The following is a 20,393-nucleotide window of genomic DNA, read 5'->3' on the forward strand; positions in this document are numbered from 1 at the left end:
GGGAACGCAAACAATTTTACGCTGTGTTGCCGCTAGGTGAGGTCACGCAGCTTTTCTCCCAATGACTGCATCTCTTCTCGGGATAAACCGATAAGTGTTGGCATTTCCCAATCGTAAAAATTGGCATCTTGCGTTGCATGGAATGCCAAGTTGCTCAGCGCGGACAATTCATGAGTTGTAAACATTCCCGCATATACAGTCTTGATTGCTTCAGCCATGGGGACGGTAATGCCGTCGATTACACTTGTTGTAATGACAAGGTCACCTTTTTCTTCGGCATGTATCAGTGCCTCTGCGAGCGCTTCTCTGATGTCTTTAGTCTTGTCGGACATGGCAACCTCAAATGTGTAATAACGGAAATCCTACTGTAACTATTTTTCAGAATCTTCTGCATTTCAGCCAATTCGATGGTGTTGTGCAAGTCGTGAGGTTGTTGCTTCGAAACGGTGCCGTGCGCCTTGGCATCACCCAGATGTCGGCCGAGTCGCGCACCCAGCCGGGTGGCTATGCCGAGGGAGATAAAGAGGAGCTGGAGCAGTTCGCCATCCACGACGACAGGCCGGTGGGGGAAGTGGCCGCCGCCGTGCGCCAGGCGGGGTTGCAGCCGGTGTTCAAGGATTGGGAACCCTTTCTGGGCCGATAGGGGCGGTCAGGTCCCTTTGCCGGTGGCATCCGGGCGTTCAGCCAAACTCCGTGCCTGTGGCGGGCACCTGGCTCCCTCCCCTGCGAAGGGGAGGGCTGGGGAGGGGTCTTGATGCGGCTATGCCGCATGGGATGCGAGGCCGCTGGCCTCGAAGGGATTTCGCCCGCCCTTCGGGCTTGGGCGAGTGACTTTGGAAAGACCCAAAGTCACCAAAGGTCTTCTCCCCCGCCAATCCGACCGCTACGCGGTTGCCCTCGGGTCAGGTACAAGGTCGGACGGACCGCCGCAGACGGCACATCCCTGTGCCGGCTGCGTCTGCGCCATCATCCCTGATGGCGCTCCTGACCTTGCCCCTTCCCCTTGGCGGATTGGAGGGGGAGCCAATACCGTGCCTGCCATCACCTCAGGGGGATCGTAGGGTGCAATAAGCTGAGCGCATTGCTTTGCTGTGGTGCTGTGGTGAAGATAAAGGTGCTAACGTATGCTTCTTTTCAGTCTTGCAACTCTATTTACTTTTGACAAAAGGCTGACATTATTTTTTCTTATATCTTTTTGCATTGACTTATCCTCTATGAATTCATAGATGGTTTGTATTGTGCGAAAATTTTTTCTGGCTGTGTTTATTCCACCTAATAACAATTTCTTTCCTGTGCCTAAAAATGGTAAAAATAGACCTACACTATCTTCACACAAGTCAAGCGCATGGGTTATTATTTTCTTTCTTCTCGAAAAAACATCCAGTTCAGCATTGTATTGTTGTATACGAACACTTCTATCTAGATTATTCAGTGAGTTTAGCTCTGAAAAGAGAGAATTCATACCTCTTCGTACAATACAACTAGATAGATCTGCCTCAAAATCAGATATTGGAATGTAGTCATTGATATCAAAGGTAGAAATCAAAGATAAGGTTCTGTTTTCTTCTATATTCGCTTTGGGGATTTCAAAAATAGTATGTAAAGTTTGAAGTGTGGATTTTTTGTAGAAATTCAATAGACTGCCCATTATAGAGGCATACGGATGATCAGTATATTTCCCCTCATCGGTATAGAATGGGAAGTATGTTGCATCTAATGCGTGAGCCAAATGAATTCTATCGCTATTCACAGTAAATTCAAATTCGTAAACTTCTTTTCTATCAAGGTGCCAAGAACTCATGATGGTATTATTGACACCATAGCGTGCGATTCCCATAGGTCCTGCTTGATCCAGTGTCTCTAGACTGCTTCGTAGAGCTTTCCTTGGCCATAGGAGATAGTTGCTAATTATGTCATGGTGAACATCTAATGATTCAGATATATCCATTATTAATGGATGTATATAAGGTTCTAATTCTGAATTATTAAATATATAGTTCTTGTTTATTTCTACAAGATCAATTGCCGATAGAGCTGAAATTGCACGCCTGCTTATGACTGAGGCTGAATCCACTTGAAACGCTTCATTAAGAAATCCATAGTCTAGACGACTCTCTGGTTGTAGGTTTATTATTCTTACTCGCCCACGAGAAATGAGGTGTAGAATATCATCTCGACTTATTTTTTGTTCTTCCAGAAATTGTTGCATATTTTCAGCAAGAGGAAGAATACAATAAATAATATCATATAACAGTAGATGATTTCTAAGGTTTGCATTCTTAAATAGTGAGAAGTTTACTAAGCAACAGCTTTTGTTTTTATCTATGAAATATAAATCTGATTTATTAAAAGAACCATCATAGAATTTGTCAATGTTTTCATACCATAGGGACTCATCCCGTTCAATAAATTCACAGGAAAGACTTTTCTTAGCTTGAGATGGAGCAATAATGAAAACTTCGTCACCAACATCCATGTGCAGTGCGTTTTTTGTGCTTAAAGTGACTTTAGTCTCAAAAGGCAACTTCAATTTATTAGCTGTCTCTTGAACGGATGTAATATCTGAAGGTGCACTACACGCATCTAATTCAATAACAATGATATGTTCTTGATGATTTGTTGTTATGGCAGATACTTTTATCCCTCTATGAATGGATGCAATGTGTATATGCAATTGATTTAGTGTATATGGAAAACCTTCGAAGTTTGATGGTATCTCTTCATCAGATATGCAATTCAATTCAAAATCATATTTTTCAGGTTGTTTGTTTGTTATTTCTATGGGGGCGGTTATATATCTTATCTCCCTGTCAAAAATTTGCTTTACTGTATCTAAGTTGTCTATTTCTTGCTCAATAAACAAAGCATAATCGTACTTGTTTAATTTAAATATCCGAGTAGTTAAATATGGGTATCGTGCGCGAAATGCCAAGTCAATTCTGCGACACCATCCATCATAGTTTATTGTCAATTTCAGCACTCCAATGTCTAATATTAAAATAATTTAAGTCTGTAAATTAGGTTGGGTTTTACCATGGACTGATTTTTTCTAGCCCTGTGCGGCTCCTGCAAGTAAACCGCTTAAAATCCCAGCTAATCTGCTCCACAGGCATGTCCTCTTGTTGGGGATTACTACCATGGTGGGGTGTTCTCACGAATATATACTTACAGCTCTCTAATGGAATAGAGAGGAGATGTGTCATTTTTTTATAGCCTGTTATAGGCCGCATATCAGTTGACCTCTATTTTCCTCTTGTCAGGGTACTGCGCCAGCCAACTGGGTGAGGTAACCGGTTAGTGAGAAGGGAAGAGCAAATTCCTTCATGCCTGCCAGCCTGTCCAACTCTGCTTGACCAATCTGCTGTAACTGAGTTTTCTGGGCTGTCGTCAGGGTGGTGGCTCTCGCCTTGATCAGGGTGTCGAGAAAGGTGCGGTCTCCCTCTACTGCTTGATGAAATGCCTTGAGCGCCAGCGCATCGATCTCTGCTGCGGTGCAATGTTCCATGCTCTTCTCGTGCAGATAGATAAGCACGGTGACCTGTTGCTCCCTCTCTAGAGTCCAGAAGGGATCCCCCTTGGGTGGCAAGCTGGGTTTGTGCTGCGACTTGATGGCTTCGCACCGCTCAAACGCCGGATCCAGATCGTGCAGTGACAGGGCAAGGGGGCTGGAACTGAGCGCAAGCAGTGGGAAGAGCAAAACAAGGCGTAGATGGAGAGGACAACACCAGTCATTCGGCGTCTTGTCTGTTGCTGGGAGGTTCAACTTTCTCATCGGCTTATACCTGCTCCTGCTTTTTCAGAAAGTAACTCACATGCCCCGGCGGCATATCGGGCAGCTGGCCAAAGACCTCGTAGCCCTGCTGCTGGTAGAAGGGCAGCGCCTGGAAGCTGGTGGTTTCAAGATGAAAATTGGTGATGCCTTGGCTTCTGGCGTACTGCTCCATGGCGGAGAGCAGGCGGGCACCCCAGCCAGCTTGGCGGATGGCGTCATCGACCCAGAGCCCCTCGATATGGAGCCAGCCCCATTTTATCTCCCCCAGAATGCCGCCCAGCACCACCTCTGCTTCATCCTTGATAAAGCTGGCGATCCGCTCGCGATGGAGGGGGCCGGTAACGGCCTCGTTGAAACCGTTAAGGCCACGACGCAGGGCCTCGAATTCATGGGCCTGAGGCGGTTGGGGTGGGGTTAGTTGCATGGTGCTTCCTGCTTGATGGTGGTCGTCTCTATCGGGTTGCCGCTTCCAGCTCGGCTATTTCCCCGCTGCTAATCAGCGCCACGTGCTGGCTGATCTGCTCCACCGGCCAGTCCCACCAGGCGATGGCGTTGAGACGGGCGATGGTGTCGTCGTCGAAGCGGTAGCGGATCACCTTGGCGGGGTTGCCGCCGACCACGGCGTAGGCGGGCACGTCACCGGTGACCACGGCGCGGGCGGCGATGATGGCGCCGTTACCGACCTTCACCCCCGGCATGATCAGGGCCTCGAAGCCGATCCAGACGTCGTTGCCGATGACAGTATCCCCCTTGTAGGGGAGGCTGCCCGGGGCGGGGGCGGCACTCTCCCAGCCGTTGCCGAAGATAAAGAAGGGGTAGGTGGAGGGGCCCGAGCTCTGGTGGTTGGCGCCGTTCATGATGAACTTCACTCCGCGGGCGATGGCGCAGAACTTGCCGATGATGAGCTTGTCGCCGATGAAGGGGAAGTGGTAGAGGACGTTGCGCTCAAAGTCTGCCGAATCCTCGGGGTCATCGTAGTAGGTGTAGTCACCCACCTCGATATTGGGCCCCTTGATGGTGTTCTTGATAAAGCACACCTGGGGGAAGCTCGCCATGGGGTGCGGGTTGGCGGGGTCGGGTCCGTGCATGGGGTGCTCCTTTCGAATCTGGGCTCGGGTTACCGTAACGGAATCGAGAGGATCGGCGCCACCTTTTTGTGGCATGGCGCAGGCTGCCACTCTGAGAGCCGCCCGATGAGGATATAGAAACAGGCAAAAGTGCTGCCATTGGAGCCCTGTTTGGCGTGGGGCCGGGGGAAAAAGCCCCCACTGCCGCCGATTCTTTTACTGACTGACCCCAGTTGTTATACTCCCGCCCCTCAATGCTGGCCGGCCGGGGGGTGAGCACCGCCCGGTGCGATGGCGGGCTGGCCGTTCTGGTTTGCCCATTACTCAACGTATTTTTCCTCCTCGGCTCAGCCGTTCAGCCAATTGTGCCGAGCCAGTCGCGCCGTCGGGTGTGACGGTGGCCGCGCATAGGCCGCAGGCGCAAGGCCGGCGGGAGGAGCCAGTTCAGCGAGCCCTTGTCGCAAGACGGGGGCTTGTCATTTGGCGTGGGCCCTGACGCCACCATAACAACACACGCACAGACACAACGCAGGATAGATATGGAAAATCATGTAGTTATCGAATCCAAGGGGCGGCTAGGTGCCCTTCGTGGCTGGCTGGAACCCGTGCTGGTTCTGCTGATCCTGGGGGGACTGTTTGGCTATCTGGGTAGCGAGATGGGCCTTTCCGCCATGGTGAACACCCTGTTCAACACGGCGCACCAGCTGCTGCTCAATACCGTGCTCTTTATCATGGGGATCACAGTGCTCTCCGGTGCCCTGAGCCAGCTGTTGAGCGAGTTCGGGGTGATCCGCCTGCTGGAGGTGCTGCTGGCGCCCCTGATGAAGCCGGTGTTTCGCCTGCCGGGTCGCACCGCCCTGGCGGCCCTGATGACCTTTTTCTCCGACAACCCGGCGGTGATCAGCCTCGCTAGGGACAGCCGCTTTCGCAAGGGCTTCACTCCCTGGCAGCTGGTATCGCTGACCAACTTCGGCACCGCCTTCGGCATGGGGCTGATCGTGGTGACCTTTATGGCCACCCTGCAGCTGCCGGGCGGCGAATCCACCGCCACGGCGGCGCTGATCGGCCTGCTCGGGGCCCTGGTGGGTTCTGTGGTGTCCACCCGACTGATGCAGCGGATGATCCGCCCGCTGGTTGGCGAGGTGCTGCCCGAGAGTCTGGATAGCGCCCATGGTCCCAAGCCGGGCCTTCGCAAAGAGGCGGCGCCTGGCTGGCTGCGGGTGCTCAACTCCCTGCTCGATGGCGGCAAATCCGGCGTCGAGCTCGGGATGGCGGTGATCCCCGGGGTGCTGATCATCAGCACCTTCGTGATGCTGCTAACCTTCGGCCCGGGGGAGCAGGGTTATACCGGCGAGGCTTTCCAGGGGGTGGCGCTGCTGCCTGTGCTGGCAGCCAAGGCGGGATGGCTGTTTGACCTGCTGTTCGGCTTCCAGCAGCCGGAGCTGGTCGCCTTCCCGGCCACCTCCCTCGGCGCGGTCGGCGCGGCCATGTCGCTGGTGCCCCCCTTTATCGCCAAGGGGTGGATCACCGGCAATGAGGTGGCCGTGTTCACCGCCATGGGGATGTGCTGGAGCGGCTTTTTGAGCACCCACACTGCCATGCTGGATGCCCTCGGCTATCGTCATCTCACCTCTCGCGCCATCGTGGCCCACACCGTCGGCGGCCTGTGCGCCGGGGTGGCGGCGCACCAGCTCTATCTGCTGCTCGGCTAAGTGGGCAAGGCATAAAAAAAGAGGCTCTTCGGAGCCTCTTTGCATTTCTGCCCCCAGTCTGTTTCGTCGGGGGGAAAGGGGCTAGCCCTGCTCGCCAATCAGGACCTGTTCGATCAGAGCCCCCGGCATCATCTGGCGAATGCCGGCCACCAGCTTCTCTCCGGCCTCATGGAGGGCCTCCAGCGGCATCTCGGGCAGGCTCTCCAGAATGAACCACATCTTGCTGGACTCCACGCTGAGGCGGGTGCGCACCCCCTGCCGCCAGTTCCAGCGCCGGCAGGTGACGCCCTTGTCATCCCGCCAGACCACCTCGCCCGGCTCGGGAGATTCGTGGGCGGTTTCACCCCCCTTGACGGTGTCGAACAGCTCGCTGCCATCGGCTACCACCAGACGGGGGATGCCCTGATAGGCGACCAGGTTCTCCCCGCCGACCGGAATGGCGTACTCGATGCTGATGGCATTGTAGAGATCGACGATGGGGTCGATGCTCGGCAGGCTGCCATCGCGGGCCACCCGCTTCCTCAGCGCCTCGGCGGAGCAGGGGGTGCGCTGCGGCTTGGCACCAAATTTTCTGAACACGTCCGCCCAGGCGCTAAGGTGCGCCTCGGCCCAGGGGGCATCCCCCCGCGCCATGGCGGCAAAGGCGCTGTCCAGCGCACGAGCGCCCACGTCGGGATCGCTGATGGCCGCCGCCTGCACCGTGATGCTGAGGGCTCTGAATCCGGGAGCGATGGGAGTGACTTCGGGGGCAATCAGGGGTGTTATCAACGACATAAGGACTCCGGGACAGGTGTTTGACTTAAGAGAGGCAGGGCCACCGAGAACAAGGGACACAAGATACCAAGATGAGCGGACCCGATCTGCGAGCCATCTTGCGGGAAGCGGGATGATAAGAAAATCGACATCATCTTAATGCCAATAAGATTCCCTAATAAATGCGCCGATAAAAGGGGACTATCTGCTGCCCCTTATGGTCGCAAGGGGCCAGAGAACAGGAGGCAAACGGTCTTGCCGCTGCCACTTGCCGCAGTCACTTGCCGCTTGGCGCGCAGGCGGCAGCCTCTGGCCGCCGGTGGCTTGCGGGGAGGGGGCGCTTCCCACTTTGCGAGTCGATGCTGCTCGGTAAATCAGATGGCGGCTCAAGGCGTTAGCCATGGTCGGCGTTTTTTTCGCCATGTTGGCCCCGCTTATGCACTTCTCTTGGCAACACCACCCAGGGCCATCGCCGCGGAGAGATATCATGATGATCAGTACCCTGCTTCCCATCGCCTCCATTGCCCTCAAGCTCGGCAGTCAGTTGCTGAGCAGCAGTGGCAAGACGCAAGCGGCGCCGCAGGCCGCACAGCCGGAGCGTCTGGCCCCGACGGTCCAGAGCCTGTTCCAGCGCCTCGGTATCAAGGATGCCAACAGCGAGCAAAATCGCCCCGCCATCAACCACTTTATGAGCGATCTGGTGCAGAGCCTGGGGCAGGAGTTTGGTGGCCAGTCCCTGCCGGATGCCATCGACGCAGCCCGCACCCAGCTCGCCAATGGCACCCAGGGCACCCGTCTCGATGCGCTGCGCAGCGAACTCGACACCCTCAAGGGCTCCCTGGGAGCAAGCAGTCTCAACCTCGATCAGCTGCTCGCCGCCTTTAAACAGACCCTGCCCAACGGCAAGGGGGAGGGGGTCGGCAGGCTGCTTAATGCCAGCGCGTGAGCCCGGCTGAATAAAAGGAAACGGCAACCTGATGGTTGCCGTTTTGGTTTTTGCTCAAAGGGTTATGCGCGAGGCGAGGGCGGGCTTGCCATGTCGCCGGCCAGCTCAGTCAGTCCCTTTGCCTGGAGGGCTTGGACTGCACCTAGGCGATCCCCCTCATCCTTGTTCTGGCTCAGCTTGAACTTGCCGACCAGCCGTACTACCTCGATCTCGATGCCAACCACGGCTTGCACCATGGCCTCGAGATAGTCTCGCGGGGCATCCGCCATCTTCCATGGCGCTGGCTCTTCGGCCTCGTGGCGGCGGGTCAGGTTTGCCAGCAGACGGCGTACGAAACGGGCATCGTCGCGCACCCGGATGCGGCCGTGAGCATGCACCACGCTGTAGTTCCAGGTCGGCACCTGTTTATGGTGCGCCTGCTTGCCCGGATACCAGTTGGGGGAGATATAGCCGTCGGCGGCCTTGAAGATCACCAGCACCTCGTCGCCGTCTTTCACCTCCTGCCAGAGCGGGTTGTTGCGGGCCACATGGGCGCGCAGGATGCCGTGCTTCCCCTCTTCACCGTCAAATTCGAAGGGCAGGTGGTTGGCATCGAGCCCCTGTTCGCCATGGGTGATCAGGGCGCCCAGCGGATGGGCCAGGATCAGTTGGTGCAGGGCCTTGGGGTCGGTGGCCGAGAAATGGGGTGGCAGATACATGCAGGTTCCTTCTGGTTGGCGCTGAGATCCATTCAGCCTGGTCAGGGATATATGCCCGCTTTGCCGCCCTCGGGGCAAGCGGAACGAGCTGATAACCCGACATAAAAAAGAGGGCTGACGCCCTCTCCTGATATCCCGGTGGGATTAACCGCGCTTGGCCAGCCAGGCTTCGGCGGCGGTGAGGGCCGCTTCTACTTGCTCGCGGGCGACGCCGCCCTTGGCAACCCGCTTGGCCAGGGTCGCCTCCAGCTCCAGATTGGGGTAGACGTCGAAGTCGATCACCGGGCTGAAGCGCTGGAACTCACCGATGGAGAGCTCCTCCAGCGGCTTGTGCACACTGATGGCGTAGACCACTGTTTCGCCGACGATATGATGCGCCTCGCGAAACGGGATCCCCTTGGCCACCAGGTAGTCCGCGAGCTCCGTGGCGTTGGCGTAGCCGCCCTGGGCCGCCGCCATGGTGCGCTCGCCATTCACTTTCAGGTCGATCAGTACTAGGGCCGCCATGTCGAGGCAGTCGTGCCAGGTATCGAGGGCATCGAACAGCCCCTCCTTGTCTTCCTGCATGTCCTTGTTGTAGGCCAGCGGCAGCGCCTTGAGGCTCATCAGCATGCCCAGCTGGGCGCCCACCACCCGACCCGTCTTGCCACGAATAAGCTCCAGCGCATCCGGGTTCTTCTTCTGCGGCATCAGGGAGGAGCCGGAGGTGACCGCGTCGGAGAGCTCGACAAAGCCCGCCTCGCCGGTGTTGTAGAAGATCAGATCTTCGGCAAAGCGCGACAGATGGGTCATGGAGAGCGACGCCACGTGCATCAGCTCCACCACGTGATCCCGATCCGACACCGAATCCAGGCTGTTGCGGGTGGCACCGGCAAAGCCCATATCCAGCGCCAGCGCCTCGCGGTCGATGGCATAGGCGGTGCCCGCCAGGGCGCCGCAGCCCAGCGGGCTGGTGTCGAGGCGCTTGAGGGCATCCTGCAGGCGGGAGTGATCCCGCTCCAGCATCTCCACATAGGCCAGCGCCCAGTGGGCGTAAGTGACCGGCTGGGCGCGCTGCAAATGGGTGTAACCGGGCAGCACGGCGGCCTGATTGGCCCGGGCGGAGGCCACCAGCCCCTGTTGCAGGGCGGTGATGGAGGCGGCCAGCAGCTCGCCCTGCGCCTTGCACCAGAGCTTGAGGTCGGTGGCGACCTGATCGTTGCGCGAGCGGCCGGTGTGCAGCTTCTTGCCAAGATCGCCGACGGCGGCGATGAGCTTGCCCTCGACCCAGGAGTGGATGTCTTCGGCATCCGAGCTCAGGATCTGCTGGGGATCCTGCTGCACCGAGGCGAGCAGCACTTCCATCGCCTGTTGCAGCTTTGCCTGCTCGCCCTCGGTCAACACGCCCACTTTTACCAGGGCGCGGGCCCAGGCCATGGAGCCCTGGATATCCTGCTCCGCCAGGCGGTAATCGAACCGCAGCGAATCGTTGAACTGCTTGAACCGGCTATCGGCTCCCTGACTGAAGCGTCCACCCCAAAGTGCCATACTGCTCTCCTTGAATGCGTTGTCGGCGGCGCCTGGCCCCCGAGCGTGAAATCGTGCCTTGTTTGTCTGTTCTCTGCTCTGACCGAGGGTTATCTCACAGACGCGGCCAGGGCGCTGCCGCGTTGGTCACATCCCGCCACTTATGGGTGAGGGGGCCATGCCCCCTCACCGGTATCAGCGGGTCACACCGGGTGATCAACCGTGGGTGTGGTCGCCACCGATGGCCAGATGCTGCTCCTTCATGGCGCGGATCCGGCTGGCCAGGGTGTAGAGACGGATAAAGCCGTCGGCATGGCTCTGGTCGTACACCTCGTCGGCGCCGAAGGTGGCGAAGTCTTCGGAGTAGAGGCTGTTGGGCGATTTCTTCTGGGTCGCGGTGACCTGGCCCTTGTACATCTTCAGTACCACTTCCCCGTCGAGATCCTCGGCGATGGCGTTGGCGGAGGCGAGGATCGCCTTGCACAGGGGGGTGAACCAGCGACCGTCATAGACCAGGTGGGAGAACTCGGCACCGAGTTTTTCCCGCCAGGCGCGGGTCGCTCTGTCCAGCACCAGCTCTTCCACGGCGCGCAGCGCGGCGACCATGACGGTACCACCCGGAGTCTCGTAGCAGCCACGGGACTTCATGCCCACCATCCGGTTCTCGGTGATGTCGATGCGGCCCACGCCGTGCTTGCCGGCACGCTCGTTCAGGGTCATCAGGATCTGGTGCGGGCTGAGCGGCTGGTCATCAAGGGCCACCACTTCGCCCTTGGCGACGGTCAGCTTGACGTATTCCGGCTGATCCGGGGCCTGCTCGGCAGAGACGGTCCACTGCCACACGGCTTCGGACGGCTCGTTCCAGGTACTCTCCAGCTCGCCACCCTCGGTGGAGATGTGCCAGGCGTTGGCGTCACGGCTGTAGATCTTCTTCAGGGTCGCCTTGCAGGGGATCTGACGGGCTTCCAGATAGGCCAGCAGATCTTCCCGGGAGCGCATGTCCCACAGACGCCAGGGGGCGATCACTTTCAGCTGGGGCGCCAGGGCGGCCACGGCCCCTTCGAAACGCACCTGGTCGTTGCCCTTGCCGGTGCAACCGTGGGAGATGGCGTCGGCACCCTCGGCCAGCGCGGCCTCGACCATGGCCTTGGCGATCACCGGACGGGCCATGGAGGTGCCCAGCAGGTAGGTGCCCTCATAGACGGCGCCGGTCTTCAGGGTCGGGTAGACGTACTCTTTGACGAACTCTTCGCGCAGATCCTTGATGATGCACTTGGTGGCGCCGGAGGCGATGGCCTTCTGCTCGATCCCTTCCAGATCGTCGCGCTCCTGACCCACGTCGGCGACGAAGGCGATGATCTCGGCGTCATAATGCTCCTTGAGCCAGGGAATGATGGCCGAGGTATCCAGTCCGCCCGAGTAAGCCAGTACTATCTTGTTGATTCCGCTCATTTTACTTCTCTCCGTGATGATTCGATAAAGGGTTGTGATTCGGGTTAAGGACCGTTATTTGCCGCACGCCTGGCCGCCCAGCAGGGTCAGCAGTACGGCGTTCTGGATATGCATCCGGTTTTCCGCCTCATCCATGATGAGGGAGGCCGGACCATCCATGACTTGCGAGGTGATCTCCAGCTCCCGGTGTGCCGGCTGGCAGTGCAGCACGTGCTGGATGCCGGTGCGATCGAGCAGGGCCTGGTTGATCTGGTAGGGCATGAAGAGATCGGTGACCTGCTCCATCGGGGTGCTGTCGCCCATCGACACCCAGGTGTCGGTGTAGGCCACGTCGAACCCTTCGATATCCGCCACGTCATCGCTGATGTGGATGGTTGCGCCTGACTGGGCCGCCAGTGCCTGGGCCTGCAGGAATATCTGGGTATCCGGGCCGTGGCCCTTGGGACAGATCAGGGTGACGTCGGTACCGAGCGTCGCCCCCAGCAGCAGCAGGGAGTGGCTGACGTTGTTGCCATCGCCGAGATACGCCAGCTTCACCTTGGACAGATCGTCGTAGTGTTCGGCGATGGTCATGAAGTCCGCCAGCCCCTGGCAGGGGTGGTAGAGGTTGCACAGGCTGTTCACCACCGGCACAGAGCCATGCTCGGCCAGCTCGACCAGGGTCTGGTGGTCGAACACCCGGGCGACGATGGCGTCACACCAGCGTGACAGGTTGGCGGCAAAATCCTTCACCGATTCCCGCTTGCCGAGCGCACCGTTCTGTTGGTCCAGATAGACGCTGTGGCCGCCCAGCTTGGCGATGCCGATGTCGAAGGTGACCCGGGTGCGCAGGGAGGGCTTCTCGAACAGGGTGACCACGCTCTTGCCCGCCAGTGCCTGGCCGTACTTTTTCGGATCGGCCTTGACCGATTTGCCCAGCGCGATCAGCGCCTCAATTTGCGATTTGTTCAGGTCGCTGTCTTTCAGAAGGTGTTTCATGGCAGTGTCCTTTTTCATTGATCTCAAATCGCAACCTGGGTGCCGACCGCACCGCCCGCCAGCAGCTTGAGCAGCTGATCCGGGTAGCGCCAGCTGGCGACACAGACCGGCTTGCCCAGGGTCTCGGCGGCGTGCAGGGCCGCCTTCACCTTGACCGCCATGCCGTCGGCGATGACGCCCTTCTCCATCAGATCGAGGGCGGTAGCCTTGTTCAGCTGGGGCACCAGCTTGCCCTTGCCATCCAGGATGCCGCTCACGTCGGAGAGCATCACCAGATCGGCGCCGAGTGCCTCGGCAATGGCGGTGGCCGCCTGATCCGCGTTGACGTTCATCAGCTGGCCGTCGGCGGTGATGCCGATGGAACTCACCACCGGCAGGAAGCCCTGACCCAGGATGCCGGCCACCAGCGCCGGGTTGCCCGGCTGGCAGTCACCGACCGCGCCGAGATCCGGGTCGAGCTGGGTCACCTGGCACAGACCACCATCGGCGAGGCAGAGCCCCACCGCCGGGATGCCGGTGGCGATGGCCTTGGCCATCATCATCTTGTTGGCGGTGCCCGCCAGCGCGCCGGCGATAAAGGGGATCTGATCGAACGGGGTCACCCGCAGGCCGTTCTTCTTGCTGGAGGTGAGCCCCAGCCCCTTGAGCAGGTCGTCCACCAGGCAGCCGCCGCCGTGCACCAGCACCAGGGGTCTGTGCTGCTCGTCCAGAAATGTCTTGAGGGTGGCGAACAGGGCGGTCAGCGCCTCGTCGTTCTCGATCAGGGCGCCGCCCAGCTTGATGACCAGAGTCTGTTTGTCCATCGTTGCGATCCTTCCTTGAGTCTTTAAATCAGGCCCTGGCCTGCGTCGAAACCGAATTTGATATTTATGCACTGCATCGCCTGGGAGGCGGCACCCTTGAGCAGGTTGTCGATGGCACAGACCACCACCAGCATGTTGCCCTGTTGTTGCCAGGCGATATCGCAGTAAGGGGTACCCGCCACCCCGCGGATGGAGGGCATCTGGCCGGTGAGGCGCACCAGCGGCTTGCCTTCGTAGGCTTTGAGGTAGGCCTGATCCACCTGGGCCGGAGTCACGCCGTCCGCCAGCTGCACATAGATGGTGGCCAGGATGCCGCGCACATAGTTGCCAAGGTGGGGCTGGAACAGCACCTCCTTGCCGAGGTGGTGGCTGATCTCCGGCTGGTGCCTGTGATTGAAGGTGCCGTAGGGATTGAGGCTCACCTCGCAGAAGCTGGTGTTGATGGCCGCCTTGCGACCGGCCCCGGAGACCCCGGAGACCGCATTGATGATGGGCTGCCACCCCTTGGCGATGAGGCCGGCCTGCTGCAGCGGCTTGAGGGCGCACAGGGAGGCAGTCGGGTAGCAACCGGGTACGGCGACAAGCTGGGCGGCCTGGATGGCCTGTGCATTCCACTCCGCCAGGCCGTAGGCGGCCTGATCCAGCCACTGTTCGCTGTCGTGGGTGAAGCCGTAGAAGGAGGCGTAGAAATCCTGATCCTTGACCCGGAAGGCGCCGGAGAGATCGAACACCGGCAGCCCCTTGGTCAGGAACTTGGGCGCCAGCTCGGCACTCACCTCATGGGCGGTGGCCAGCAGCACCAGGTCAGCCTGGGTCAGGATCCGGGTCATGCCATCCTCGTCCAGCGGCAGCAGCGGCTGATCCAGCTTGCCGACCCACTGGGGATGCAGGGAGGAGAAACGCTTGTGGGCGTCCTGGCTGCCGGCCGAGACATAGAGCCCGAACAGCTTGAGTTGTGGATGGTTCTGGACCAGTGCGGCCAGTTCGGCTCCCGCGTAGCCACTGGCACCGACGATAACGGTGTTAAGCATTGTTGAGTATTCCAAGTCAGAGTTCGAATTTCACAGCGTGGTGCTGCGAGGCAAGGGGTGGTCAATCGCCCCTTTGGTGCAACTGGTGCGGAGGGGCAATTCAGGCGGGGTTGTGTCGTCGGTTATAGATCAGGTGACAGAACATTAACTTTCCCTTACAACTAGTAGCCTTTGTCGGTGGGCTGCGTATCCTGTTAAGCTTGCAGCATATTCATGCATTCACATTGCATTTGTATTTTCTAACAGAAACGTTTCGGGGACGCAAGGAGGAGCGGGTGGCCAATCTGGATTTTTTTTCTCTCTACAAGAACATTATTGCGATTCCCTCCATTAGTAGCACGGATCCCAAGTGGGATCAGAGCAACGAGGCGGTGATCCGCCTGCTGGCGGACTGGTTCACCCAGCTCGGTTTTCGCTGCGAGGTCACCGCCCTGCCTGAGCTGCCGAGCAAGTTCAACCTGGTGGCGACTTATGGTCAGGGGGAAGGAGGGCTGCTGCTGGCGGGCCACACGGACACTGTGCCATTCGATGAGGGAGGCTGGCGCAAGGATCCCTTCAAGGTGACTGAAGAGGGCAACCGCCTCTATGGCCTTGGTACCATCGATATGAAGGGCTTCTTTGCCTTTATCGTGGAAGCGCTGAAAGAGATAGACCTCAAGACTCTCGACAAGCCACTGCGCATTCTGGCGACTGCCGATGAGGAGACCACCATGGCGGGGGCGCGCGCCATCGCGGCGGCGGCCGAGCTCAAGCCGGACTACGCGGTGATCGGTGAGCCCACCGGTCTGGTGCCCGTGGTGGCCCACAAGGGGCATATGTCGGAGGCGATCCGCATCACAGGCAAGAGCGGCCACAGCTCGGATCCCGCCAATGGCGTCAATGCGCTGGAGATCATGCATCAGGCCATGGGCCAGGTGCTCAAGCTGCAACACAGCCTGAAGGAGAAATACGCCGACCATCGCTTTGCGGTGCCCCAGCCGACCCTGAATCTCGGCTACATCCAGGGGGGCGATAGCCCGAATCGTATCTGCGGCTGCTGCGAGCTGCATATCGACATGCGACCCACCCCGCAGGTCGGCCCCGATGAGTTGATGGGGATGCTGAAAGAGGCGCTCTCTCCCATCGAGATCCACCAGCCGGGCTGCCTGCACCTGCAACACCTGCACGAGCCCATCCCCGCCTATGCTTGCGCAGATAACTCGGAGCTGGTGCGCGAAGCCGAGAAGGCGAGCGGCCGGGTCGCCGAATCCGTGAACTACTGCACCGAGGCCCCCTTCATCCAGCAACTGGGGTGTGAAACCATCGTTCTGGGCCCCGGTCATATCGCCCAGGCGCACCAGCCGGACGAGTATCTGGACCTCTCCTTCGTCAAGCCGACCACGGCGGTGCTACAGCACCTGATCCGCCGTTTTTGCCTGTGACGGGCACGGCGCAGAGAGCAGAACATTTGTAAGTAAGTTACATAACAAGCCGCGCCTGGAGAGGTGATGGAAATACATCTTCTGAATCGGCCTGTTATTTGACCTTGCGCAGACAATCTGGGTAGATTGTCACCCTAAGATGACGGAGCATATGTTGTAATCGCACAACAATAAGTGAGGCTGTCATGCACCCCGGGACGGGTGTCAGGCACCAACAAGATAAGGATGTGGAATGAACGAAAAGTACGCCGCACTACGCGCCAACGTAGGCATGCTGGGTCAACTGCTGGGCAAGTCCATCAAGGATCATCAGGGTCAGGCCTTCCTCGACAAGATCGAAACCATTCGCCAGCTGGCCAAGTCCTCCCGCAAGGGCAATGAGGCCGATCGGGAACGTCTGCTCGATACCCTGCGCACTCTCTCCGACGACGAGCTGCTACCGGTGGCCCGCGCCTTCAGCCAGTTCCTCAATCTGGCCAACGTGGCAGAACAGTTCCACACCATCTCCCGTCGCTGCGAAGAGCAGACCTGCACCCCGGATCCGCTGGAGTTGATGTTCGACAAGCTGAAAGCCTCCAACTTGTCGCAGGAGGCCATCATCCAGGCGGTGCGCGAGCTGGATATCGATCTGGTGCTGACTGCGCACCCCACCGAGGTAACCCGCCGCACCCTGATCCACAAGCATGTGCAGCTCAACGACTGCCTGGAGGCGCTGGAGCTCTCTGACTTGCTGCCACGCGAGCGGGACAAAATCCTCAATCGCATCGAACAGCTGATCAATCAGGCCTGGCACACCAACGAGATCCGCGAGCAGCGCCCGACCCCGGTGGACGAAGCCAAGTGGGGCTTTGCCGTGGTGGAAAACAGCCTGTGGCCGGCCATTCCCGAATTCATGCGCAATCTGGACGAGCGGCTGCAACATCACCTGGGTGTGCGGCTGCCGCTGGATGCCGCGCCGGTCAAGTTCACCTCCTGGATGGGCGGTGACCGCGACGGCAACCCCTTCGTCACCGCCAAGGTGACCGCCGAAGTGCTGGAGCTGGGCCGCTGGATGGCGGTGAGCCTGTTCTACAAGGACATCAAGGAGCTCACCTCCGAGCTCTCCATGTCCGACTGCACCGAGGCCGTGCGCGAGCGGGTAGGGGATCATCCCGAGCCCTACCGCGCCCTGGTGCGCGAGCTGCGCGAGGCGCTGCGCGAAACCAAGGAACACCTGACCGCCAAGGTGCAGGGTCAGGTGAGCGAGAGCCGCGACCTCATCAAAACTACCGCCCAGCTGCGCGAGCCGCTGGAGCTCTGCTACCACTCCCTGCACGCCTGCGGCATGGGCAACATCGCCGACGGCATGCTGCTGGATGTGCTGCGCAAGGTCGCCTGCTTCGGCATCCATCTGGTCAAGCTGGACATCCGTCAGGATGGCGAGCGCCACGGCCAGGTCTTCTCCGAACTGACCCGCTATCTGGGCATGGGTGACTACGCCGAGTGGAGCGAGGATGACAAGCAGGCCTTCCTGCTGAGCGAGCTCAACTCCCGCCGCCCGCTCATTCCCCACGATTGGGAGCCGAGTGCCGAGACCCGCGAGACCCTGGATACCTGCCAGGTGATCGCCGGCCACGACCCGGATGCGTTCGGTATCTACATCATCTCCATGGCGGGCGCTCCCTCCGACGTGCTGGCGGTGCAGCTGCTGCTCAAAGAAGCCGGCTGCAAGTTCCGCATGCCGGTCGCCCCGCTGTTCGAGACCCAGGATGACCTGATGGCGGGCACCGCCGTGATGGCGCGCCTGCTGTCGGTGGACTGGTATCGTGGCTATATCCAGGGTCGTCAGTACGTGATGATCGGCTACTCCGACTCTGCCAAGGATGCGGGCATGATGGCCGCGGGCTGGGCCCAGTACGCCGCCATGGAGTCTCTGGTGGGGCTGGCCGAGGCCAACAACATTCGCCTCACCCTGTTCCATGGCCGCGGCGGTACCGTCGGCCGTGGTGGCGCGCCGGCTCACCAGGCCATCCTCTCCCAGCCGCCGGGATCCCTGCGCGGGGGGCTGCGTACCACAGAGCAGGGGGAGATGATCCGCTTCAAGTTCGGCCTGCCCAAGGTGGCCATCAAGAGCCTGGAGCTCTACACCAGCGCCGTGCTGGAGGGGAACCTGCTGCCGCCGCCCAAGCCGAAGGAGTGCTGGCGCGAGGTGATGGAGCAGCTGGCCGCCGACTCCTGCGAACACTACCGCAGTATCGTGCGTGGTCATGCGGACTTCGTGCCCTACTTCCGTGCCGCCACCCCGGAGATGGAGCTCGGCAAGCTGCCGCTCGGTTCCCGCCCGGCCAAGCGCAAGCCCAACGGCGGCGTCGAGAGTCTGCGCGCCATTCCGTGGATCTTCGCCTGGACCCAGAACCGCCTGATGCTGCCGGCCTGGCTCGGTGCCCACAAGGGGCTGCAACAGGCCATCGATGGCGGCAAGCTCGAGGTGCTGGCGGAGATGAGCGCCCAGTGGCCCTTCTTCCGCACCCGTCTCGAGATGCTGGAGATGGTGTTCCTCAAGGCGGATGCCTGGCTCGCCGAGTATTATGACACCCGTCTGGTGCCCAAAGAGCTGTGGGGCCTTGGTCAGCAGCTGCGTCAGGAGCTCGCCGAATCCATCGAGGTGGTGCTGAAACTGAGCCCGCGCGGGGATCTGCTGGAGGATCAGCCCTGGATCAAGGAGTCCATCAAGCTGCGCAACCCCTATACCGACCCGCTCAACGTGCTGCAGGCCGAGCTGCTCAACCGCTCCCGCAACCACCCGGAGACCCTGCACCCCGAGCTGGACAAGGCGCTGATGGTCACCATCGCCGGTATCGCCGCAGGGATGCGCAACACCGGTTGATGACGCTGGCGACGCGAGCCGCGTTCAGCCAGTTCCCATAATGCCAAAGGGCGCCGACAAGGCGCCCTTTTCCATGTTCAGATGCTGATAAAGTCAGCCTGTTACGCAGGCTCAAGCACGGGCGTGCAGTCAACCCGGGTCATGCTTCCCGCTTCGATGATGAAGAAGGCATCCTGTGGCAGATCCTGCTGCCAGGTGGCCTCCTCATCGAGCCCGAGCAGCATACCGCGCAGCACTACGCCGGTCAGGCCGTGGCTCACCACCACCACGTCCTCATCCTCTGGCAAGCCGGCCAGCCAGTCGGCCAGGCGGGCCCGCACTCCGTCACACGGTTCGCAGCCGGGCGCCTGCAAGTACCAGTCACGGCGCTCAAGCAGATCGGGCTGGGCGGCCAGCAAGTCAGGAATGGTGCGCTGCTCCCACTCCCCGAGAGAGAACTCCCGCACCCTGGGCTCAGGTACTATCTGGTCGGCCGGATAGTCCAGCTCGCCGCAGACGATGGCGGCGGTCTGCATGGCCCGCCCCAGATCGCTGGCATAGACCCGGTAGGGGCGACCAGCCAGATGCTGTGCCAGACGTTGCCCGACGCCTCTGGCCTGCGCTTCACCGCGCCCGGTCAATGCCGAGTTGCAATGTCCTTGCAGCTTCTGCTGTGCATTGAACAGGGTCTCGCCGTGTCTCAGCACCATGATTCTTCTCGCCATTCACTCCTCCGGCAGTTTTCTTGGGGAGGGAAAAGCTACCCCAGGCGCGACGCGATGGCAAAAGCGGGATTTTGAGTCAAAACTGACCGCATTCGCCGGCCCGCTCCCGGGGGCACAATGGTGTGGCAGCCTGCCCCGGCTTGCATCCCCTGCCATGCAGGCGCAGACTGTCTGGTCTTGTTTTGACTCAAGGCATTTATCATGACTCCTGCCATCAACCTCTTGAAGAAGCTCAAGATCCCCCACAAGCTCTACCCCTACGAGTGCGAAGCCCACGACGATTTCGGCAAGCATGCCGCGACCCAGCTCGGCCTGCCGGAGGCCCAGGTGTTCAAGACCCTGATCGCCCACCACGACAGGCAGGCGGTGGTGGCCATCGTCCCCTCGTCCGGCATGTGCAGCCTGAAACAGCTGGCCAAGGCCACCGGCCTCAAGAAGGTGGAGATGATGAAGCCGGCGGAGGCGGAGAAGCTGACCGGCTACAAGGTGGGTGGTATCAGCCCGCTGGCCCAGAAGAAGCTGTTGCCCACCGTGCTTGACGAGTCGGCCATGCAGTTTGACGAGATCCTGGTGAGCGGCGGCAAGCGCGGCCTTTCGGTCGGCGTGGCACCCCAGGACATGCTGACCCTGATGAAGTGGATTGCCGCTCCCATCGGGGAAGAGCAGTAAGCGAGGCTTCTCACC

18 protein-coding genes and 1 pseudogene are annotated in these 20,393 nt (G+C 59.7%); 6 read left to right on the plus strand and 13 right to left on the minus strand.

The window, feature by feature from the left end; genetic code table 11:
• Nucleotides 1–32 precede the first annotated feature (32 nt).
• A complete protein-coding gene (locus ACB028_RS13495) occupies nt 33–332 on the minus strand; it encodes a hypothetical protein (protein WP_026457977.1) in 300 nt (99 codons plus the stop codon).
• 107 nt (nt 333–439) lie between these two features.
• Between ACB028_RS13495 and thiH the strand changes: the two are divergent.
• A pseudogene (gene thiH / locus ACB028_RS13500) lies at nt 440–643 on the plus strand (2-iminoacetate synthase ThiH); the annotation flags it as partial.
• A 474-nt stretch (nt 644–1,117) separates the two neighbouring features.
• Here thiH and ACB028_RS13505 read toward each other — a convergent pair.
• The 4 genes from ACB028_RS13505 to ACB028_RS13520 all read right to left on the minus strand — a co-directional run bounded on the left by ACB028_RS13505 (nt 1,118) and on the right by ACB028_RS13520 (nt 4,860).
• Entirely contained in the window at nt 1,118–2,863 is a 1,746-nt protein-coding gene (locus tag ACB028_RS13505) for a hypothetical protein (protein WP_371144496.1), read from the minus strand.
• A 393-nt stretch (nt 2,864–3,256) separates the two neighbouring features.
• A complete protein-coding gene (locus ACB028_RS13510) occupies nt 3,257–3,772 on the minus strand; it encodes a hypothetical protein (protein ID WP_371144497.1) in 516 nt (171 codons plus the stop codon).
• A 4-nt stretch (nt 3,773–3,776) separates the two neighbouring features.
• Nucleotides 3,777–4,196, minus strand: a complete 420-nt coding sequence (locus ACB028_RS13515) for a GNAT family N-acetyltransferase (protein ID WP_371144498.1) — start codon at nt 4,194–4,196, stop codon at nt 3,777–3,779.
• A gap of 28 nt (nt 4,197–4,224) precedes the next feature.
• Nucleotides 4,225–4,860 (minus strand): Vat family streptogramin A O-acetyltransferase, encoded by a 636-nt coding sequence (locus tag ACB028_RS13520; RefSeq protein WP_371144499.1) that lies wholly within the window; start codon nt 4,858–4,860, stop codon nt 4,225–4,227.
• Nucleotides 4,861–5,378: 518 nt separating this feature from the next.
• Here ACB028_RS13520 and ACB028_RS13525 point away from each other — a divergent pair.
• On the plus strand, nt 5,379–6,551 hold the full coding sequence (locus ACB028_RS13525) for a nucleoside recognition domain-containing protein (protein WP_371144500.1): 1,173 nt from the start codon (nt 5,379–5,381) through the stop codon (nt 6,549–6,551).
• An 81-nt stretch (nt 6,552–6,632) separates the two neighbouring features.
• Here ACB028_RS13525 and ACB028_RS13530 read toward each other — a convergent pair whose 3' ends face one another.
• On the minus strand, nt 6,633–7,325 hold the full coding sequence (locus ACB028_RS13530; protein ID WP_201980405.1) for a B3/4 domain-containing protein: 693 nt from the start codon (nt 7,323–7,325) through the stop codon (nt 6,633–6,635).
• 469 nt (nt 7,326–7,794) lie between these two features.
• On the opposite strand from ACB028_RS13530, the gene ACB028_RS13535 reads away from it, so the two are divergent.
• The gene (locus ACB028_RS13535) at nt 7,795–8,250 is read left to right on the plus strand and encodes a hypothetical protein (RefSeq protein ID WP_216994130.1); all 456 of its coding nucleotides are present in this window, start codon (nt 7,795–7,797) and stop codon (nt 8,248–8,250) included.
• Nucleotides 8,251–8,312: 62 nt separating this feature from the next.
• Here the strand turns inward: ACB028_RS13535 and ACB028_RS13540 are convergent, their stop codons facing one another.
• The 6 genes from ACB028_RS13540 to argC all read right to left on the minus strand — a co-directional run bounded on the left by ACB028_RS13540 (nt 8,313) and on the right by argC (nt 14,718).
• On the minus strand, nt 8,313–8,948 hold the full coding sequence (locus tag ACB028_RS13540; RefSeq protein WP_371144501.1) for an FMN-binding negative transcriptional regulator: 636 nt from the start codon (nt 8,946–8,948) through the stop codon (nt 8,313–8,315).
• Nucleotides 8,949–9,092: 144 nt separating this feature from the next.
• On the minus strand, nt 9,093–10,475 hold the full coding sequence (gene argH / locus ACB028_RS13545; RefSeq protein ID WP_371144502.1) for an argininosuccinate lyase: 1,383 nt from the start codon (nt 10,473–10,475) through the stop codon (nt 9,093–9,095).
• Nucleotides 10,476–10,670: 195 nt separating this feature from the next.
• Entirely contained in the window at nt 10,671–11,906 is a 1,236-nt protein-coding gene (locus tag ACB028_RS13550) for an argininosuccinate synthase (protein ID WP_371144503.1), read from the minus strand.
• A 54-nt stretch (nt 11,907–11,960) separates the two neighbouring features.
• The gene (locus ACB028_RS13555) at nt 11,961–12,884 is read right to left on the minus strand and encodes an ornithine carbamoyltransferase (RefSeq protein ID WP_201941532.1); all 924 of its coding nucleotides are present in this window, start codon (nt 12,882–12,884) and stop codon (nt 11,961–11,963) included.
• A 23-nt stretch (nt 12,885–12,907) separates the two neighbouring features.
• Nucleotides 12,908–13,687, minus strand: a complete 780-nt coding sequence (gene argB / locus ACB028_RS13560; protein ID WP_201941534.1) for an acetylglutamate kinase — start codon at nt 13,685–13,687, stop codon at nt 12,908–12,910.
• A gap of 23 nt (nt 13,688–13,710) precedes the next feature.
• A complete protein-coding gene (gene argC, locus ACB028_RS13565; protein ID WP_371144504.1) occupies nt 13,711–14,718 on the minus strand; it encodes an N-acetyl-gamma-glutamyl-phosphate reductase in 1,008 nt (335 codons plus the stop codon).
• A gap of 275 nt (nt 14,719–14,993) precedes the next feature.
• Between argC and argE the strand changes: the two genes are divergently transcribed.
• Both argE and ppc read left to right on the plus strand, forming a co-directional pair.
• Complete coding sequence (gene argE, locus ACB028_RS13570; RefSeq protein WP_371144505.1) at nt 14,994–16,139, plus strand: acetylornithine deacetylase; 1,146 nt, start codon at nt 14,994–14,996, stop codon at nt 16,137–16,139.
• A gap of 232 nt (nt 16,140–16,371) precedes the next feature.
• Complete coding sequence (ppc, locus tag ACB028_RS13575; protein WP_201980393.1) at nt 16,372–19,005, plus strand: phosphoenolpyruvate carboxylase; 2,634 nt, start codon at nt 16,372–16,374, stop codon at nt 19,003–19,005.
• 101 nt (nt 19,006–19,106) lie between these two features.
• On the opposite strand, the gene ACB028_RS13580 is transcribed toward ppc, so the two are convergent.
• On the minus strand, nt 19,107–19,709 hold the full coding sequence (locus tag ACB028_RS13580) for a histidine phosphatase family protein (RefSeq protein WP_216993598.1): 603 nt from the start codon (nt 19,707–19,709) through the stop codon (nt 19,107–19,109).
• A 201-nt stretch (nt 19,710–19,910) separates the two neighbouring features.
• On the opposite strand from ACB028_RS13580, the gene ybaK reads away from it, so the two are divergent.
• On the plus strand, nt 19,911–20,378 hold the full coding sequence (gene ybaK / locus ACB028_RS13585) for a Cys-tRNA(Pro) deacylase (RefSeq protein ID WP_124240189.1): 468 nt from the start codon (nt 19,911–19,913) through the stop codon (nt 20,376–20,378).
• The last annotated feature ends 15 nt before the right edge of the window (nt 20,379–20,393 follow it).

Origin of the sequence: Aeromonas sp. S9(2024) (assembly GCF_041403185.1) — a bacterium.
Lineage (GTDB): Bacteria > Pseudomonadota > Gammaproteobacteria > Enterobacterales > Aeromonadaceae > Aeromonas > Aeromonas enteropelogenes.

Coding starts and splice junctions, on each gene's coding strand:
- ACB028_RS13555 (WP_201941532.1), bottom strand. CDS start 12,884: ATGAAACACCTTCTGAAAGACAGCGACCTGAACAAATCGCAAATTGAG.
- ACB028_RS13535 (WP_216994130.1), top strand. CDS start 7,795: ATGATCAGTACCCTGCTTCCCATCGCCTCCATTGCCCTCAAGCTCGGC.
- ybaK (WP_124240189.1), top strand. CDS start 19,911: ATGACTCCTGCCATCAACCTCTTGAAGAAGCTCAAGATCCCCCACAAG.
- ACB028_RS13510 (WP_371144497.1), bottom strand. CDS start 3,772: ATGAGAAAGTTGAACCTCCCAGCAACAGACAAGACGCCGAATGACTGG.
- ACB028_RS13525 (WP_371144500.1), top strand. CDS start 5,379: ATGGAAAATCATGTAGTTATCGAATCCAAGGGGCGGCTAGGTGCCCTT.
- argB (WP_201941534.1), bottom strand. CDS start 13,687: ATGGACAAACAGACTCTGGTCATCAAGCTGGGCGGCGCCCTGATCGAG.
- argC (WP_371144504.1), bottom strand. CDS start 14,718: ATGCTTAACACCGTTATCGTCGGTGCCAGTGGCTACGCGGGAGCCGAA.
- argH (WP_371144502.1), bottom strand. CDS start 10,475: ATGGCACTTTGGGGTGGACGCTTCAGTCAGGGAGCCGATAGCCGGTTC.
- ACB028_RS13530 (WP_201980405.1), bottom strand. CDS start 7,325: ATGTCGTTGATAACACCCCTGATTGCCCCCGAAGTCACTCCCATCGCT.
- ppc (WP_201980393.1), top strand. CDS start 16,372: ATGAACGAAAAGTACGCCGCACTACGCGCCAACGTAGGCATGCTGGGT.
- ACB028_RS13540 (WP_371144501.1), bottom strand. CDS start 8,948: ATGTATCTGCCACCCCATTTCTCGGCCACCGACCCCAAGGCCCTGCAC.
- ACB028_RS13495 (WP_026457977.1), bottom strand. CDS start 332: ATGTCCGACAAGACTAAAGACATCAGAGAAGCGCTCGCAGAGGCACTG.
- ACB028_RS13520 (WP_371144499.1), bottom strand. CDS start 4,860: ATGCACGGACCCGACCCCGCCAACCCGCACCCCATGGCGAGCTTCCCC.
- ACB028_RS13580 (WP_216993598.1), bottom strand. CDS start 19,709: ATGGCGAGAAGAATCATGGTGCTGAGACACGGCGAGACCCTGTTCAAT.
- ACB028_RS13550 (WP_371144503.1), bottom strand. CDS start 11,906: ATGAGCGGAATCAACAAGATAGTACTGGCTTACTCGGGCGGACTGGAT.
- ACB028_RS13515 (WP_371144498.1), bottom strand. CDS start 4,196: ATGCAACTAACCCCACCCCAACCGCCTCAGGCCCATGAATTCGAGGCC.